Source organism: Mycoplasma sp. CSL10137 (assembly GCF_017116845.1).
Taxonomy (GTDB): domain Bacteria; phylum Bacillota_I; class Bacilli_A; order Mycoplasmatales; family Metamycoplasmataceae; genus Mycoplasmopsis.
Genome location: NZ_JAFIRE010000004.1, coordinates 49,266 through 65,464, shown reverse-complemented (window position 1 = coordinate 65,464; position 16,199 = coordinate 49,266). Strand labels below are relative to the sequence as shown.

Here is a 16,199-nt window from a genome sequence, read left to right as displayed (position 1 = left end):
TAATATATAATTTAATTATTTAAGGAGTTAATAATGACACAAAATACTTTTTTAGTGTTAATAGCACTTACCGTAATAATATCAATTAAATTTTTATTTGATGTCTTTAAAATTAAGAAATATTATGATAATGGCATAATTTACAAATTTGTAAAAAAATGATTTTTAAATAACTTTTTAATTTTAGCTACTGTAACATCATTTGCGATAATTATGTTTTCTTTCGTCATGACCGGAAATTTATCTATAATTAAAAATGACAATAATCAAAAAAATACTTTATTAATTTGAGAACCATATAATCTTGCTTTAATTACGTTTATAGTGTTATATTTGCCTACTTCTTTATTAAATTTGTATTATGTGATAATAACAAAAGTAAATACTAATATAACTAAAGATGAAGTTGAAAATTTTGACATAAAAAAACTTCAAGATTATAGTGTTGATAGATCATATATATTGATAAAATCAAGAAGAAAAAAAATTTCAGACCAAGAAATTAGGTTTAAAGATGTGATATATCAGACTTTTATTTGGAGAAGAATAAGCAAACATATGTTAATTAAAAGTTTGATAAAAAAATCAATTAACTTTGCACTTAGGGGACCTAAAAAAATTAAAACAAATCCTCAAAATGATGATGACATAAACCAACTTTCGATAGCTTTGATGTTAAGCGCAATAGATATTGTGAATAATATTTACCCAAAATTAATAAATAGAAAAGATATAGAAAAAACTATTGAAAAAGTTGCATAAAACAAAATTAGGAATAAGTATTTATAAAAAAATAATACTTATTTTTTAATTTAATAAACACTAAAGAACGTTAATATTATTTGTTAAATAAATAATTATAATATTATATAATTTAATTATTTAAAGAGTACAGTTAAAAAATAACTAAAAACTACTATAAAAAATAATGCTTAAAGCATAATGTAGTCATATATTTAAGGAGTCTTAAAATGGAAAAATTAACAGAACAAGAACAAATTAGAAGAAATAAACTGGATGAATACAAAAAAATAAATGTTAACGCATTCGAAAATGCTGATAAATTAGAAAAAATAACTTATTCAGATGAAATAGAAAATAAATTTAACTCATTTTCGAAAGTAGAACTAGAAGAACAAAATAATGAAGTAAATGTCGCAGGTAGAATAGTCGCTATGAGAGGACCTTTTATAGTCTTGAAAGATTATCACTCAAAAATTCAACTATACTTTAATTCTAAGACAGCAGAAGAAGAGTATAAAAAAGTAGTTGAACTAGCAGATTTAGGTGACATAATGTATGCAAATGGTACAGTTATTAAAACCAACACTGGTGCAGTTTCAATTAAAGTTAAAACAATTAAATTACTAACAAAATCATTAAAACAATTACCAGATAAATATCACGGTCTAACCGATATTGAAGAAAGATATAGAAAAAGATATGTTGATTTAATAGTTAACGATGAAGTTAAAGATGTATTTTGAAAAAGAACTAAAATAATTTCAGAAATTAGAAAGTTTTTTGATGAGTTAGAATACATGGAAGTTGAAACTCCATTTTTACATGATTATCTTTCTGGTGCATCAGCCAAACCATTTAAGACTCACCATAACGCTTTAGACCAAGAGTTTGTCTTAAGAATTGCCACTGAAATTCCATTAAAAAAATTATTAGTTGGTGGGATTGACAGAGTTTATGAAATTGGTAGAATTTTTAGAAACGAAGGAATAGATACAACACACAATCCTGAATTTACTTCTATTGAATTTTATGAAGCATATTCTAATTTAGAAGGAATGATGGACAGAACTGAAACGTTAATCAAGAGATTAGCAACTAAATTGGATGTACAAAAAGTAAATAACAAAGGTGTAGAAATAGATTTAACAAAACCTTTTAATAGAATCAACATGGTAGATGCAGTTTCAAATGCAACAAATGTAAACTTTAGAGAAATTACTATTGACGAAGCAATTGAAGTAGCTAAAAAACATGGAATAAAAGTTCAAAAATACTTTAAATTAGGTCATATTATTAACGAATTATTCGAAGAACTAATTGAAAAAACTTTAATACAACCTACTTTTGTTTTTGGTCACCCAATTGAAATTTCTCCACTTACTGCAAAGAGCAAAGATCCAAGATTTACTGAACGTGCTGAACTTTTTATTAACACTAAAGAGTATGCAAATATGTACACCGAACTTTCTGACCCAATTGATCAACTCCAACGTTTCAAAGATCAATTAGACGAAAAAAATAATGGTAACGACGAAGCTAGTGACATAGATTGAGATTTTGTTGATTCATTGCTATATGGTATGCCACCTGCTGGTGGTTGCGGAATTGGGATTGACCGTTTAACCATGTTATTAACCGAAAAAGAATCTATTAGAGATGTTTTATTATTCCCAACAATGAAAAGTAGAAAATAAAAATGAGAAGTAAATCATTTTATGGCGAAAATAATATATATGTATCTGAATGAAAAGTAGAGAATCCGAAAGGAATAATTCAATTTGTACATGGATTGGGAGATCAAATTGATAGATATGAAGATTTTGCAGAGTTTTTTAATTCAAAAGGCTATATAGTAGTTGGAAACGATAATTACGGACACGGAAATACTATAGATGTTGATGCTCAATTAGGTATTATACCCGAAGATATTAACGAATTAATAAATAGTGTAAAAACACTAAATATATTAATTAAAAAGAAATATCCAGAACTGCCAATTTATCTTTTCGGACACTCAATGGGTTCCTTAATCTCACTATTGTTTGCCACAAAAAACAGTGAGAATATCAATGGATTATTTTTAATTGGTTTTCCGTATTATAACAACATACAAGGTTTAGTAGGAATAAGAATAATTAAATATCTTGAAAAAAAATATGGAAAAGATTTTAAATACACAGGATTTAAAAAATTTATAGAAAAAAGATTAAATAGAAAAATAAAAAATCCATCAAATGAATTTGAATGACTTTCAAGTGATAAAACATACTATGAAAACTATATTTTGAATAGTAAGTTTAAAAAAATGAATTTTCCTTCTTTGCATTTAACATATGCACTAATTCAATTTTCAAAAAATGCGTATGATTTAAAAATATTAAAAAATATTAATAAAAGTATTCCTGTTTCAATTTTAGCTGGTAAAAATGATTCAATTGGATTATTCGGTAAAGCTCCTAAAAAACTATATTTAAACCTTGTTAAACTAGGTTTACAAAATTTAAATTATAAAATTTATAAAAATTCAAGACACAATATTATTCATGATGTTGAAAAAGAAATTGTTTTTAATGACATATATAAAATAATTAAAGAAATAAATAAACATGACTAAAATTATAAAAAGAATATTATCATCGATTTTTACAACAACTTCAATAACAGCAGTAACAAGCTGTTCTTTTTATGTTTCCCCTATTGACAAAAAATATAATTTTAACGTTTACGAAAAAATAGAAATAAACAACAATACATATTTTGGTCATCAAGTTAAATTTAAAAATTTTAAAGAAGGTCAATTTAAAATAATTGATAACACTAAAATAAGTATTATTAATATTGAAGATATAGAATATGCTAACATAGAAGATTTTTTAAAATTAATTAATGGGTTAATTTATACTGATGTATATTTATCAAATTTGGAAAAAACGGACGATTACTGACTTTTTACTCCGTACGGAAAATCGGCAAAAGATTATCCTTTCGTTAAATTTAATTTCAAAGATGGTTTTATTGAATTTAATGATAACTCCGTTTTTACCGCTTCAATTAACGGCGTAGACAGTGGAACTAAATATAATAAAAATATAAAATTTGTTAAGTCTGAAATCGTTAAAAAAGGCAATAAAATAATGAAAATTAAATTAAGGGATTATGGTTTCAACTTATTTAAATATAAAAACGATTTATTGGTTCCTTTTGATATTTTAAATTTACTTTTTGGATCTAACAACTACTATAATTTATATCTTGGGAAAGAATTATTGGTAGGAAACTTTTTACCTAATAGCTTAAATGATAACCAAACTCCTAATACTTTATTAAATAATGAGAATAGATATTTAGAAGAGACCAAAAAAACTAGAACAATTAATTACAATTTTATGGCCTTAGTTTTTGACTATTTTTACGGATTTAAAGATTTAAAAATGCCAAATGGATTTAAAACATACACAAAAAATAACTTAAATAATTTAACTAGTACAAACCCTAATGATTACTTAAGCGAATATGCTAAATTGTTTACTATTGACTTAAATGATCCGCATGCACAAATTTTTTCAACTATTAAAGACTTAAAACCTTCTATTGATTTTAACGCTTTAAGCGAAAAAGAAAAAAACAATAATAAAACCTACAATATTTATAAATATTACAAGATATTAGATCGAAAACTCCAAAATCTAGATAATGACATTTATCAAAAAGACAAGAGAAATGAAATTAATATAATTCATAGTAACGACTTAGCTATAATTAAGGTCAATAATTTTGTTGTCGCAAGCGAAGAGATGATTAAGAATAATAAAGAAAAAGCATATGAATATGATACTTTTTATAGAGTTTTAAATAGCATCAAAAAAATACAAAAAGATTATAAAGACGTTAAAAATATCGTATTAGATTTATCTACTAATACCGGTGGACATGTTGTCCAAGCTGAAAAACTTTTAGGTATGATGACTAATGAAAATATTAGACAATATCAATTTGATACAATTACCAATAATTTTTCATATAGTGAATTTAAAATTGATGCTGATGATGATGGTGATTATAATGATGATGATGCATTCACAGAATATAATTGATATATAATGACCAGTCCAATTACATTTAGCGCCGCCAATTTTATGGCTACTTACGCAAAAGATAATAATATCGCTAAAATAATTGGGAATAGAAGTTCTGGAGGCACATTCTCAGTATTTCCATTTGTCTTACCTGATGGTACAACGTTAGGAATTAGCTCAAATGATGGATTTACATTTAAAGACCAAACTTTTGTTGAAGACGGCGCAGAAGTTGATTTAAGAATAAATTATGAAGATTATTATAATCCAGAAAAAATTGATAAAATAATACATAATCAAAAAAGAAGGTAAAATGAAAACAAATTTAAAAAAAATATTTTTAGGATTAGGAAGTTTAACTGCTTTAGTTCCACTTTCTATAGCATGTAGTAGTAACGAAAATAAAAACACTGATAAAATAAACGATCAAAGTAAAAATAACAACTCTAGTGTTGTAAATTCAAATGATAGTACAAGCAGTAGTGAAGCTATAGTAACTAAACCAACAATAAAAGAACCTGAACAATATAATGAACGTCAAGTTACATTCGAGAGTTTAATACCAAAACAATCATTATCTTTCAAAGAAAATATATCTTTAAAAGTTTTAACAAGTCAGGCTGTTGACTATTTAGAAATTAATGAATTTATTAATATGATTGACGGTTTGGTTGATAAAACCAAATATATAGCAACTAAAAATCCCGAAAGTTTTGAATGAACTTTTAAGCCATACAATGAAGAAACAAAAGATGGTGTAAATCCTTATTTAAAGTTTAATTACAAAGACAATACAATCGAATATAATTCAGAATGAGTTTTTAACGCTTTTAAAGAAACAACAGAATCTCAAGATTCAACATATAGTAAACACTTTAAAAACCTAGAAGACGAAATAATTAAACAAGGCAATCCAATAATAAAACTTAATTTATCAAATTACGGAATGAAATTACATTACGATAATGATAAACTTTATATTCCTTTTGATGTTTTAAACTTATTATTTGGTTCTAAAAATAGAATTCTTTTCTATATTACAGGTACTAAAATCTTCGCATCAACACCTTTTCTTCCTGTATATACTCCTGAAAGCAGAAAATTATTTCAAGAAACAAGAAGATCTGGAGAAACAAAAAAAGATAGAGAATATAACTTAAACTTTTTTGCATTTGTAATGGATAATTTTTATGGATTTAAAAATAAAGTTAAAGGCGGTTTTAAAAACCTATCCACAATAAATAAAGAAAAATTATTAAGTTTGGCGCCCAACCAATATTTAGAAGAATATATTAATATTTTTTCAAATGTATTAAATGATCCTCACTCACAATTTGTAGATTTTTCATATTATATAACACAAAATACCCCTGAGTTAAATCGTACAAGCACAGAAGGAACTAAAATAAATGATATTAATACAAATATGCAAAAATTAAGAGCTATATTACTTAAAAACCATCCACAAGAAGGCCAAAATCCGACATTAGATGAATTAGATTCGTTTAGCGTTCCTTACGCATTAACACACAATGACTTAGCCATAATTAAAATAAATGATTTTGTTATTGGCGATGAAAATCCACAAGCAATACCACAAACAAGCTATAGCAGGATTATAGATACTTTCGCGCGTATTAAATATATTATTAATAATACAATTAAGAAAAACAGAGAAATTAAAAAAATAGTTTTAGACCTTTCTTCAAATAGAGGTGGAGAAATAATTCAAGCAGAAAAAATTCTTGGACTAATGACAAATGAAGATATAAAACACAGAAAAGAAAACAGCCAGACCGGGAAACAATATGTCCAAAAAATAAAAGTTGATGCAAATACAAACGGTAATTTCGATGACCAAGATGCAGAAACTAGTTATAAATGATATGTAATGACAAGTCCCGTTACATTTAGTGCGGCAAACTACTTAGCACAATATGCTAAAGATCATAAATTAGCAACAATAATTGGTCAAAAGAGCAGCGGTGGTACATATTCAATTATGCCGTTTGTTTTACCTGATGGTACAACATTAACAATAAGTTCTCCAGACGGAAGCGTTGATAAAAATGGTTTATCAATAGAAGATGGAGTTACTCCTGATATAGAAATATCTTATGATGATTTCTATAATGAAACTAAAATTCAAGAAATTTTATCCAAAGAAACAGAAAAAAATAGCAATTAAGTTGCTATTTTTTATACTTATTAACTTTTTCCCTCTTGACTTTAGGGATATTTAAAACTAAAGTAAATTCACCCTTTATGCTATCTAGTTCTTGATATTTAGATAATAATTCACTTGCTGTTCCGAAATCTCAAGTCTCATATATTTTTGTTAATTCTTTAGTTAAGCATAATTGCTCTAAGCCTTTAAAAACACTATCAATATCTTCAAGTGTTTTTAATAGTTTATGAGGAGATACAAAATAAATATAAGTACCCACAGTCAATTTTTCTAATTCATGAACTCTTTGAATAGTTTTATCTTTTATAAAGCCATAAAAAGTAAAATTATTTGAAAAAGATGAACCTGCAAAGGCAGTTATTACAGCGCTAACTCCGGGAATAATTTCCAAATCTATATTCTTTTCTCTAGCTAATTTTATTAAGTCAAAACCAGGGTCTGAAACGACAGGCATACCTGCATCAGATACTAACGCAACATTTTGGCCACCTTCAACTAATTTAATAATACCTTTAGCTGAATTAGATTCTGTATGTGAATTATAAGTTATTAATTTTTTTCCTAATATATTTAACTTGCTTAATAGTTTAAATGTAACCCTGGTATCTTCGCAAGCAATAATATCAACATTTTGTAACGTTTCTATTGCTCTTAAAGTTATATCTTTAAGATTTCCTATTGGTGTTCCTACAATGTATATTTTACTCATACAACCCTTCTAATTTAATTAAAAATATCGTTTTTTGCAAATTAAAATCTGAAATTGGTAAATTTTCTAAAAAACTAGATATTTCTTCTATAAATTTCAATAAATTTCTATTTTTTTCAAGAACAAGAATATTTGAATCTTTAATCTTTTTCATATATTTATTATCTGAATCGATAAAAGAAGAAGTTGACATAATTAAATTTAATAATAAATTAATAACAAAAATATTTTGTTCTGATTCCGTTTTTATTAGCAACTCATCTAGTAATATAAATAATTTATAGAAATAGCTTATATTTGTCGTTAAACTCTTATTAAACAACGTAACAATATCGTTATAAATTTTTATATACTTTTCCTTTGATTCCATTACTTTAGTAAGCATATGATAATTATTTTTGAATAAAGTAATAAAAATAGGATTAAAATCGTTATTACCATATATTTTATTAATTCAATCTAAAGTAATGATGTCGGATGTATGAAAATTTAATATTTGAGATCTAGACTTTATTGTTGGTAAAACTAAGTTTAAATTTTTTGTTGTTAAAATAATAAAAATATCATCTACAGGTTCTTCTATAAATTTTAATATTGAATTTAGTGCATTAATTGAACTATTATCAACATTTTTAACTACAAGTATTTTTTTCTTTTCTACACTTGCAAAAGTCATATTATAAAAAGTATTTTGATACTCTTCTTTAGTTATGCTTTTTGAACTTCCGTCCAAATAAAAAACGTTAGAATATAAATTATTAAAATCAATATCATTTGTAAATTCATTATTATTTTCACTCAAAATATTGATAATATTAAAAATAACAAAATCATCATTAAATTGATTTTGCAAATTTAATAAATATAAATGTGATGTTTGATTATTTTTTACAGCTTCTTTAAGGTAATCAAAATTTTTATCATTCATTTTAATTGCCTTTCTTTAAATAATTAATAAATTTTTCATTTTTAATTAAGAGATTAAATATTTCATTAGTAACATCTTCTAATGTTCCGGAAGCGTCAACAACTATAAAACGTTTAGGGTCTTCATTAATAATTTGTTTATAACCTAGATATACTTTTTTATGAAAATCTATATTTTCTAATTCTAAACGGTCTTCTACAAGTCTTGTTTTAGATCTTCTTTCTTTACTTTTTTCAGGAGTAATATCTAAAAAAATTGTTAAATCCGGAATAGCATTATCAATAATTAAATTTGTAAGATCTTTAACAAATTTATAACCTAATTCTCTTGCAAAACCTTGATATGCGTAAAAACTATCTATGTATCTATCACAAAAAACAAGTCTTTTATTTTTTAATGCAGGTCAAATAACTTTTTCTAAATGTATTCTTCTACTTGTAGAATATAACATAGCTTCCGCTACAGGTGATAAATCACTTGAACTATCTAATATTATTTCTCTAATTCTTTCTGCTTCTTTTAAATCCTTCCCCCCAGGTTCTCTTGTTACTAAAAAATCAATATTTGGAAATCTATCCTTTATTAATGTGATTAGTTTTGATAAAATTGTAGTTTTTCCGCTACCGTCAAGTCCTTCAAAAGTTATAAACATATTTAATTCTCTTTTCTATTTTATTATTTACGATTTTTAAGTGAAAAATTAAGAGTGCCTTGATCAATATAATCAACCGATGCACCAATTGGTATTCCTATTGCTATTTGTGTAACATTGATGTTGTTGGATTCTAAAAAACCCTTTAAGACAGTGCTAACTATTTCTCCTTCTAAATTTGGGGAAATACCTAAAATCACTTCGTTAAAGTTTTTAGAATGATTAATTAATTTAGCTATAAGATCGCTATTTTCATTTATTTCATTTTGAGTATTTAATTTTTTATTGAAAACAAAATATTTTCCTTTGTAAAATTCACCTTTTTCAATTTTGTCCAATATTTGCAAATTTTCAATAACCAAAAGAGTATTTTCTCTATTTGGATCATTACAAATGATACATTCTGCTTCCTCTTTTGGTCTAGAACAAAATTCGCATAAAATAATTTTTTCTTTTATTATCTTAAAAGAATTTGCAAGTAAACCTACAGTTTGATAATCTTGTTCAAAAATTCAATATACTATTTTTTCTGCAGTTTTTTTACTTATATTTGGTAATTTTGTAATTTTCTTAATAAATTCTTCGATAATTTCGGAATCAAACATTAAAATGGAAGCCCACCAGGTAGTGAAGGAGCGTTTTTTTCTTCTTCTGTTTGAATATTTTCGAACAATTCATTAATTGCTACAAGTAATAAGTCTTCTAATAATTCTTTGTCATCTGGATCGATTAGTGCTTCATTAATATTTATTTTTTTTAGTTCATAATCACCTGTTGCTACTAATTCAATACCTTGTTTTTCAAGTGTAAATTCTTTTTCTTTAAATTTCTTTTGAGTATCTTCGAAATCTTTTTGTATTTTTTTTAGTCTTTTGATCATTTCTGGATTCATTTTATATACCTCTTATTTTTATTTTTTTGGTTCTATTAAAGTTACTTTTGGTAAATCGTCATTGTTTTTTAATTCATTAATTTTAAATTTATATTCTTTCATAAACATTTCCTTAACTTTCTCCATACCTTCTGAATCTATGAAAAATAAATGTTTATATCCCTCTTTAAAAACAAAATCTATAAATGTTTGAAAAGAATAACTAAGTTTTTGCTTATTTAAACCAACAACTTTATTTGAAGGTGCTGAAAAAACAATTGCATTAGGTGTGCCTAAAATAATTTTAAGATTTTCTAATTGCTTTACTACATCGAAAAAATCATCTTTATAATTTTGATTTTCAATGTAGTCTTTTATTTTGTATTGGTATTCTTTAGTTTTATTTAAATGTATTTTTTGTTTTTTAACTAAAAGTACTAATTTTGTTATTTTTATTAAATCATCTTCATCGTTATTTTCTTTGTCTAAATTAATTTGATGAGTATCAATAAACATATTCTCAGAAGTATTTGATAAATTATTATTTAACAAATTATTTTGCATGTCATTATAATTCGTAACATTATCATCTAATTTATTTATAGACCTCTCGGTATTCAACATAATTTCCCTTGTTTTTTGCTCTAAATCTGAAACTACTGATTCGATTTCTTCTGACTTAATTATGTTTTTATTTGCTTTAGATTTGAAAATATTAGGATTATAATAATCTGAATTATCGTTTGCAAATATAGTTTGACTATTTTTCTTAAAAACTTCTTTTGGAGCAATATGTTTCTTTTGTTCTTCTTTTTCTTCGGTTTTTATTTTAGCCACATTAATTGGATTTATTGCAACATTTGCATTTTCATTTAAATCGATCGCATTTATCAATCCAAGTTGCAATATTTCAAATGGAATTTCACTTTTAGCAACTTTGGTAAAAATATCATAAAAAGCTTTAGTCAATCGTAAAGCTGAACGTACATTTAGATTTAATTCATGAACTTCTTCAATGCTCAAATAAGATAATAATGAAGCATTATTTGTTTGAGAAATTAAAAGTCATTCTTTAGTTATATTTAAAAGTCTAATAACTAATTGATTAATATTAATCCCGGATTTATTAAGTTCATTTAAAAAACTAATCAATTCGTGGATACTTTTAGAACTAATTAAATTAATTATTTTAATACCTGTTTTATTTGAAATAATTCCGTAATTATTAAAAATATCCTTTTCATAAATTGTTTTATTATTAAATGAACTACATTGATCCGCAATAGAAAGAGCATCTCTCATGCCGCCTGTAGCTAAAGAAGCAATTGTTCTTAAAGCGCTCATTTCATATGTAACCAGTTCTTTATCCAAAATTAATTGTAAATGTTTTACGATATCATTTTCTGTCATTCTTCTAAAATTAAATCTCTGAACTCTAGAAAGTATTGTTAAAGGTATTTTTTGCGGGTCTGTTGTAGCTAAAATAAAAATAACGTGCTTCGGAGGCTCTTCAAGAGTTTTTAATAATGCATTAAATGCAGTATTAGATAACATATGAACCTCGTCTATTATATATACTTTAAAAGGGCTATTAATAGGGCTTTGCTCAACTTTTTGTTTTAACTCTCTAATCGAATCAACACCATTATTAGAAGCGGCATCCATTTCAATTATATCTAAGTTGTTTTGAGAATTTTCTAGACATATTTCACAAGCTTTAGTTAAATCATTACTATGAGAACAATTTAGAATAGACGCAAATATTTTCGCAACAGATGTCTTACCTGTGCCTTTGGGTCCTGAAAACAAATAGGCATGACTTACTTTACGACTCTGTAAAATATTTTTTAATGTTTCAACCACAAAATCTTGTCCAACAACTTCATCAAATTTTGTTGGTCTATATTTTCTATAAAGTGCTTTGTAACTCATATACCTCCATTAATTAAAATTAATATTTTAATAATATTAATTATATAATAATATGTTTTATTAAATAAAAATTGAATATAAAAATAAGGTAATCACCTTATCTATAATATTATTAAAATGATTTAAAGGACTATGCAGCTTGTGATTTTTCTTGTCTTCTTAAATCTCTTGCACGCTCTTTTGATAATTTTTTAGCTCTTTTTTCAGCACGAAGTTTGTTTTTTAATCTAACAACTTTTCTCATAATTCAATCCTTTCATCGGGTTTTATTTTACTTTTTGTGTAATATAAAAATTTTACATTAAAAATTATTTTTTTAAAACAAAAATTAATAGGTGCCTTTACTATCGTTTCTAATCTAAGTAAGTCGACTGTCACCTTTGAAGAATCTGATAGAACATGTTTTAAGAAATTACCAAAAAAGTATTAATAAAAGTATTAAAGATTAATTATTTTAAAACTAGAAATCACAAAGATAACAACTGAAAGCATTTTAATATCTGAGATTAAATTACAAAATCTTCACTAAATATTTTACGAAATTAAGATTTAGTATTTTTATTTTCGTCCAAATAACTAATATCTTCATAAATATCATCATATAAGTCTGGATATAGATATGCTAATTTCTTAGTTTCCGCAACAAAAGAATTAGGATTATTTAAATTTCTAACATCGCCAAAAAAGGAAATTTTTTGAGTATCAAACATTAAAAATGTTATAAATCTATCGTTAACACTTAATCCTGGTTCCAAACTAGAACCAGAATTTATTACACCAACCAAATCACCTTTTACATCAAAAACTCCAGTTCCGGATGAACCGGCTTCTAGGTCAACAGAGTTTTGTTTTAAATTAAATACACGTGCAAAATAATTTCCTCAAGTAACAGGAGAACTATAATGAGTAGCTTCCGGTATATTTGTAATTAAGTACTCTCTATAACGACGTGTTCTACCATACGATGCGCTATTGGCTGAATTCTCCATTGGAAATGATCCTAAATATCAATTTAATGATGAATAATCGTTATAATGATATACTTCATTACTTATTTTTAAAGGTTTTAAGTTATCTAAATTTAAAATAAAATCAACTACTGCTTTTTCATTTTTTTTGAGTGTATAACCATCAAATATATAATTTTCTTTTCCTTTTTGATTTTCAAAATGGTTGAAAAAGAAACTAAAGTCTATTTCTGCAATACTAAAATCCATATTATTATTTTCATCGTTATTTAGTAAAATGTTTCCTTCATCATCAAGTTGCTCGCCGTGTAAATAGTATAATTTCTCATTTATTTTTTTACCATTACGTCCTTTTTCATCTTTTATTCTATAATCCTTTATCATTTTAAAAGAAATTTGTTCATCTGCAGGAATTTTAACCCTGCCTAAAATTTCATCATAAAATCTTGCTTGCTCTTTATTCTTGTGAAAAACATATAAATTTTCAATATTAGAAGCACCTAAATAATCATCTCTTTTAAACTTTTGATTACTAAACCACAGTCTATTTAATCCGTTTTTTTCGTCCAATCCATAAATTGCTTCTTGAGTAAAATAAGGTTTTTGAGGATTTTGTTCAATTTCACTTTTCGATAAAATAGTCGGTACTAATATACTATCAAATCCTCGATTTCTATAATAAGAGAATTTAAATAAATTATTAATAAAATTATTCATTTCATCGGCTATAATAGGTGCCGTAACATGTGAATTAGTCATCACATAATAACGATGATCCTTATTATTAGTCTTTCCGATAACACTTCAACTACCACCTCCGTCACTCCCTAACGCAAAGGCTCGCGAACGAATATTATTTGCTCCAATAGAATTATCTTCTTTAGTTAATCTAGTGGCGAATTTTTCTGGATTTGTATTTTTGATTTTAAAATCAATATTCGGATAATAACTATTATTTAAATTTGCTTTTGTTATAGTGTTGTTTGATAATTTATCAATTTTTTTAGGAGTATAACTTATGTAATTGCTTATATTATCATTTTGTCTTTGAAAACGGTGTATAAAAAAATAATTATTACCAATAAAAGCCGACTCTTTTGGATCGTCATTATGTTGTGAAGCTATTTCATATATCTTTGCTTGATAGTTAAAATTATTTTTTGAAGATATTGTTAATTTTAAATTTAGGTTGTTAGTGGTATTGCTTGTATTTATTTTTCTATTAATATCAAGCGTAAAATTAAAGTTTTTATGAATATAATTTAAAACACTTTTAGATACATCTTTATTTTCATTAATATAAGTTATATCTAAGTGTGGATTTGTTATTTTTGTATAATTAGTCAATTTAGACAAAGGATATGATATTTTAATGATCGACCTTGCCTTTTGAACTTCTGAAAAATGTCTCGGATTAGTTTGATAAGGATCAAATTCAAATGCAAAGGTAACAATAATTTTACTAGGATCCAATTCTTTAAATTCATATAAGGATAAATCTTTTTCCAAAATTGCTTTTGTATTATTTTCACTTATTTTAAAATAATTATTTCTTATATAATCTTTGCCTAAAAAAGGAACCAGTTTATAAATTTCATTATTTTTTATAATATTTAAATTTTGCCTTTCGTAGTTATAATCGTATCTATCAAAACTATTTTCGAATGTAAAATTAAAATATGTATCTAATTGAGAATCTACCAATTTAGACAATTCTTCATCATTTTTATATGTATAATCAACTTTATTTTTACTAATTAAATTAATTCTTTCTACAAAATAATTATCATTATAATTAGCTATTTTAGAATTATCCGAAAAACTATTGTCCTTTATTTTATCGATATTTATCTTTATAAAACTTTCTACTTTAGAATCACCTTCTAATATTTTAATGTTGTCTAGTTTATATTCAACGTTTTTAAACAACTTATTCAACTCAAACTTATCTAATTCAGAAATTCTTATATAAATAGTTCTCGACGGAAATAGTTTTTTTCTTTTGAATGTTTCATTACTATTTTTTAAAATTGGTGAAAAACTTAAGGCAAAAGTCTTTTGAGCAAAGTATTCTTTATTTGATTCATTTAAATTTATTTTTAATGAACCATAAAGTTTATTATTTTCTTTAAAGACTTTAAAGTCTTCTGCTTTTATATTGTCTACTTTATTGTTATTTGTAAATATATATTTTGGATAAAAATTTAATGAATATGAGTCTGTTGATGTAGAATATGAAGTTACTATAAAATTATTAATGTGTTTAGGTAATGTTTTTAAATTAAATTTAAAAACATTTTTAGAATCTGATTTTTCAGATTTAAAAACTTTAGCAAATGGCATTAAATAATTTGTAGATTTAATCATAATATCAATTTCATCCACTGATATTTCGTTTTCAAAATTTAAAGTCAATTGTTTATTAGAATCATTAAATTCCATCGAAAATTCACCAATATTTTTTATTGTTTTTTCTTGTTGTGTAAATTGCCCTTTTAATTGTTTTTCGTGTGATTTTAAGTTATCAAATTCAACATCTTTAGTAACTGCATAAGATTTATAAAAATTTATAATATTTCTTAGTTCTCCAGAGTAAAAATTAGGGTTTGTTTGTTCTATATTTATATCATTGTTTGAGTTAGAAAATTTAATAATATTTGAATTTAAATTCTGAACGTCAACATCATAAATATTAGGAATAGATTTACCATCATCAATTACTTTGGGAGTTTCCTTGACGCTCTCTTCATTTTCAATAATTAAGTTATCGTTAATTGTTTGTGTTTTATTAGTGTCTTGGATTTTTAATAAAGTGTTGTTAGTATCATTTTTATTTGAATTATCTATATTTTTATCTTTCGATTTAGAAATAGAATTACTTTGATTCGAATTTTTTGAATCGTTTATAGAATCATTAATTTTATTTTTTTCTAATTTGTTGTCTTGCGGAACTAATACATTATTTTTATTATTAATCTTGATTTCATTATTTTTGTCTTTTTCTTTAATTTTAGAATTCGAATGTTTAACATATTTATTTTCAGAACAAGATACTAAAGTAGATGATACACCAACAGATAACATTAGTGTTCCTAAAATAAATCATTTTTTTGTTTTTTTCATATTTTCCT

General features: G+C 24.6%; 12 protein-coding genes. 5 read left to right on the top strand and 7 right to left on the bottom strand.

Annotated elements, in window-relative coordinates:
• The first annotated feature begins 33 nt into the window (after positions 1–33).
• The 5 genes from JXZ92_RS02680 to JXZ92_RS04250 all read left to right on the top strand — a co-directional run bounded on the left by JXZ92_RS02680 (position 34) and on the right by JXZ92_RS04250 (position 7,008).
• Positions 34–762 carry a hypothetical protein gene (locus tag JXZ92_RS02680; RefSeq protein ID WP_205852242.1) on the top strand — a complete coding sequence of 243 codons (729 nt, stop codon included), beginning with the start codon at positions 34–36 and terminating at the stop codon, positions 760–762.
• 209 nt (positions 763–971) lie between these two features.
• The gene (gene lysS, locus JXZ92_RS02675; RefSeq protein WP_205852241.1) at positions 972–2,438 is read left to right on the top strand and encodes a lysine--tRNA ligase; all 1,467 of its coding nucleotides are present in this window, start codon (positions 972–974) and stop codon (positions 2,436–2,438) included.
• A 2-nt stretch (positions 2,439–2,440) separates the two neighbouring features.
• The gene (locus tag JXZ92_RS02670) at positions 2,441–3,358 is read left to right on the top strand and encodes an alpha/beta fold hydrolase (RefSeq protein ID WP_205852240.1); all 918 of its coding nucleotides are present in this window, start codon (positions 2,441–2,443) and stop codon (positions 3,356–3,358) included.
• Positions 3,351–5,132, top strand: a complete 1,782-nt coding sequence (locus JXZ92_RS04255; RefSeq protein ID WP_205852239.1) for a S41 family peptidase — start codon at positions 3,351–3,353, stop codon at positions 5,130–5,132. The genes JXZ92_RS02670 and JXZ92_RS04255 overlap by 8 nt, the downstream gene beginning before the upstream one ends.
• A gap of 1 nt (position 5,133) precedes the next feature.
• Positions 5,134–7,008: a S41 family peptidase gene (locus JXZ92_RS04250; RefSeq protein WP_205852238.1), complete on the top strand. Its 1,875-nt coding sequence runs from the start codon at positions 5,134–5,136 to the stop codon at positions 7,006–7,008.
• A gap of 4 nt (positions 7,009–7,012) precedes the next feature.
• Here JXZ92_RS04250 and rsmI read toward each other — a convergent pair whose 3' ends face one another.
• From rsmI to JXZ92_RS02625, 7 genes are all read right to left on the bottom strand, one after another.
• Positions 7,013–7,717: a 16S rRNA (cytidine(1402)-2'-O)-methyltransferase gene (rsmI, locus tag JXZ92_RS02655; protein ID WP_205852237.1), complete on the bottom strand. Its 705-nt coding sequence runs from the start codon at positions 7,715–7,717 to the stop codon at positions 7,013–7,015.
• Entirely contained in the window at positions 7,710–8,645 is a 936-nt protein-coding gene (locus JXZ92_RS02650) for a hypothetical protein (RefSeq protein WP_205852236.1), read from the bottom strand. Before JXZ92_RS02650 ends, rsmI begins: the two co-directional genes overlap by 8 nt.
• A gap of 1 nt (position 8,646) precedes the next feature.
• A complete protein-coding gene (tmk, locus tag JXZ92_RS02645; protein ID WP_205852235.1) occupies positions 8,647–9,297 on the bottom strand; it encodes a dTMP kinase in 651 nt (216 codons plus the stop codon).
• Between the two features lie 23 nt (positions 9,298–9,320).
• The gene (locus JXZ92_RS02640) at positions 9,321–9,902 is read right to left on the bottom strand and encodes a recombination protein RecR (protein WP_205852234.1); all 582 of its coding nucleotides are present in this window, start codon (positions 9,900–9,902) and stop codon (positions 9,321–9,323) included.
• The gene (locus JXZ92_RS02635; RefSeq protein WP_205852233.1) at positions 9,902–10,189 is read right to left on the bottom strand and encodes a YbaB/EbfC family nucleoid-associated protein; all 288 of its coding nucleotides are present in this window, start codon (positions 10,187–10,189) and stop codon (positions 9,902–9,904) included. Before JXZ92_RS02635 ends, JXZ92_RS02640 begins: the two co-directional genes overlap by 1 nt.
• An 18-nt stretch (positions 10,190–10,207) precedes the next feature.
• Positions 10,208–12,100, bottom strand: coding sequence for a DNA polymerase III subunit gamma/tau (gene dnaX / locus JXZ92_RS02630; RefSeq protein ID WP_205852232.1), 1,893 nt, complete (start codon positions 12,098–12,100; stop codon positions 10,208–10,210).
• 542 nt (positions 12,101–12,642) lie between these two features.
• Positions 12,643–16,191, bottom strand: a complete 3,549-nt coding sequence (locus JXZ92_RS02625; protein ID WP_205852231.1) for a hypothetical protein — start codon at positions 16,189–16,191, stop codon at positions 12,643–12,645.
• Positions 16,192–16,199 lie beyond the last annotated feature (8 nt).